The sequence below is a fragment of the Halomonas sp. TP35 genome, assembly GCF_052375975.1.
GTDB lineage: Bacteria > Pseudomonadota > Gammaproteobacteria > Pseudomonadales > Halomonadaceae > Vreelandella > Vreelandella citrativorans.
The window spans coordinates 1-3,054 of record NZ_JBQSUZ010000035.1; the positions used below are offsets into that span (position 1 = coordinate 1).

Here is a 3,054-nt window from a genome sequence, read left to right on the forward strand (position 1 = left end):
GCGACCAGACCCCTTGGGTGTTATAGGGTCAAGCCTCACGGGCCATTAGTACACGTTAGCTCAACGCCTTGCAGCGCTTCCACACCGTGCCTATCAACCAGCTGGTCTCGCTGGGCCCTTCAGGAGGCTCAAGGCCTCGGGGATGTCTCATCTTGAAGGGGGCTTCCCGCTTAGATGCTTTCAGCGGTTATCCCGTCCGACCATAGCTACCCGGCAATGCCACTGGCGTGACAACCGGAACACCAGAGGGTCGTCCACTCCGGTCCTCTCGTACTAGGAGCAGCTCTTCTCAAACATCCAACGCCCACGGCAGATAGGGACCGAACTGTCTCACGACGTTCTAAACCCAGCTCGCGTACCACTTTAAATGGCGAACAGCCATACCCTTGGGACCGACTTCAGCCCCAGGATGTGATGAGCCGACATCGAGGTGCCAAACACCGCCGTCGATGTGAACTCTTGGGCGGTATCAGCCTGTTATCCCCGGAGTACCTTTTATCCGTTGAGCGATGGCCCTTCCATACAGAACCACCGGATCACTAGAACCTGCTTTCGCACCTGCTCGACGTGTCTGTCTCGCAGTCAAGCACCCTTATGCTCTTGCACTCACTGCACGATGTCCGACCGTGCTGAGGGTACCTTCGTGCTCCTCCGTTACTCTTTGGGAGGAGACCGCCCCAGTCAAACTACCCACCACACACTGTCCTCGATCCGGATAACGGACCTGAGTGAGAACGCCAATGATGCCAGGCTGGTATTTCAAGGTTGGCTCCCTTCGAACTGGCGTCCGAAGTTCAAAGCCTCCCAGCTATCCTACACAGGCAACATCAGCGTCCAGTGTGAAGCTATAGTAAAGGTTCACGGGGTCTTTCCGTCTAGCCGCGGGTACACCGCATCTTCACGGCGATTTCAATTTCACTGAGTCTCGGGTGGAGACAGCGTGGCCATCATTACGCCATTCGTGCAGGTCGGAACTTACCCGACAAGGAATTTCGCTACCTTAGGACCGTTATAGTTACGGCCGCCGTTTACCGGGGCTTCAATCAAGAGCTTCGACCGAGGTCTAACACCATCATTTAACCTTCCGGCACCGGGCAGGCGTCACACCCTATACGTCCTCTTGCGAGTTGGCAGAGTGCTGTGTTTTTAATAAACAGTTGCAGCCACCTGGTATCTTCGACCGGTTCGGGCTTGGAGAGCAAGTCTCGTTACCCTACGCCGGCGTGCCTTCTCCCGAAGTTACGGCACCATTTTGCCTAGTTCCTTCACCCGAGTTCTCTCAAGCGCCTTGGGATTCTCACCCTGACCACCTGTGTCGGTTTGGGGTACGGTCGCACATGATCTGAAGCTTAGAGGCTTTTCCTGGAAGCGTGGCATCAATGACTTCGACACCGAAGTGTCTTCGTCTCGTCTCTCGGCTTGAAAGGGTCCCGGATTTACCTGAGACCCAGGCCTACTGACTTTCACCAGGACAACCAACGCCTGGCTCACCTAGCCTTCTCCGTCCCCCCATCGCAATCATGTCCGGTACGGGAATATTAGCCCGTTTCCCATCGACTACGCCTTTCGGCCTCGCCTTAGGGGCCGACTCACTCTGCTCTGATTAGCATCGAACAGAAAACCTTGGTCTTCCGGCGGGGGAGTTTTTCACTCCCCTTATCGTTACTCATGTCAGCATTCGCACTCGTGATACCTCCAGCAGACTTCTCAATCCACCTTCATCGGCTTACACGACGCTCCTCTACCGCTCATCCTGAGGATGAACCCGTAGCTTCGGTATCTGGTTTAGCCCCGTTACATCTTCCGCGCAGGCCGACTCGACTAGTGAGCTATTACGCTTTCTTTAAAGGATGGCTGCTTCTAAGCCAACCTCCTAGCTGTCTGAGCCTTCCCACATCGTTTCCCACTTAACCAGAATTTGGGGACCTTAGCTGACGGTCTGGGTTGTTTCCCTTTTCACGACGGACGTTAGCACCCGCCGTGTGTCTCCCACGCTTGCACTCACCGGTATTCGGAGTTTGCCTCGGGTTGGTAAGTCGGGATGACCCCCTAGCCGAAACAGTGCTCTACCCCCGGTGGTGATACGTGAGGCGCTACCTAAATAGCTTTCGAGGAGAACCAGCTATCTCCGGGCTTGATTAGCCTTTCACTCCGATCCACAAGTCATCCAAATCTTTTTCAACAGATCCTGGTTCGGGCCTCCAGTTGATGTTACTCAACCTTCACCCTGCTCATGGATAGATCGCCCGGTTTCGGGTCTATATCCAGCGACTGTGTCGCCCAGTTAAGACTCGGTTTCCCTACGGCTCCCCTATACGGTTAACCTCGCCACTGAATATAAGTCGCTGACCCATTATACAAAAGGTACGCAGTCACAGAACAAGTCTGCTCCTACTGCTTGTACGCACACGGTTTCAGGATCTATTTCACTCCCCTCTCCGGGGTTCTTTTCGCCTTTCCCTCACGGTACTGGTTCACTATCGGTCAGCCAGGAGTATTTAGCCTTGGAGGATGGTCCCCCCGTCTTCAGTCAAGGTTTCTCGTGCCCCGACCTACTCGATTTCACGTGATCAGATTTTCGACTACGGGGCTATCACCCGCTATGGCCGAGCTTCCCAGCTCGTTCGTCTAATCAGTCACACGCTTAAGGGCTGGTCCCCGTTCGCTCGCCGCTACTGGGGGAATCTCGGTTGATTTCTTTTCCTCAGGGTACTTAGATGTTTCAGTTCCCCTGGTTCGCCTCGTACCCCTATGTATTCAGGGCACGATACTGACCTTGTGGTCAGTGGGTTTCCCCATTCAGAGATGTCCGGGTCACAGGTTGTTTGCCACCTCGCCGAACCTTATCGCAGGCTTCCACGTCTTTCATCGCCTCTGGCTGCCTAGGCATCCACCGTGTGCGCTTCATTGCTTGACCCTATAACCCGAAGGAGTCTGGGGTTCGCAATGACAACGATTGCCGGATACGCTTGAGACGTATCACACAACAATTACGTATCAACGTTTTAAAAAAACGTTAATGTCAGCATGATATACATTGTTAAAGAGCGACTG

The 3,054-nt window shown here is 54.2% G+C and carries 1 rRNA gene; it reads right to left on the bottom strand.

The window, feature by feature from the left end:
* Nucleotides 1-24: 24 nt before the first annotated feature.
* Nucleotides 25-2,917, bottom strand: a 23S ribosomal RNA gene (locus tag ACT3RU_RS17905).
* Nucleotides 2,918-3,054: the final 137 nt, after the last annotated feature.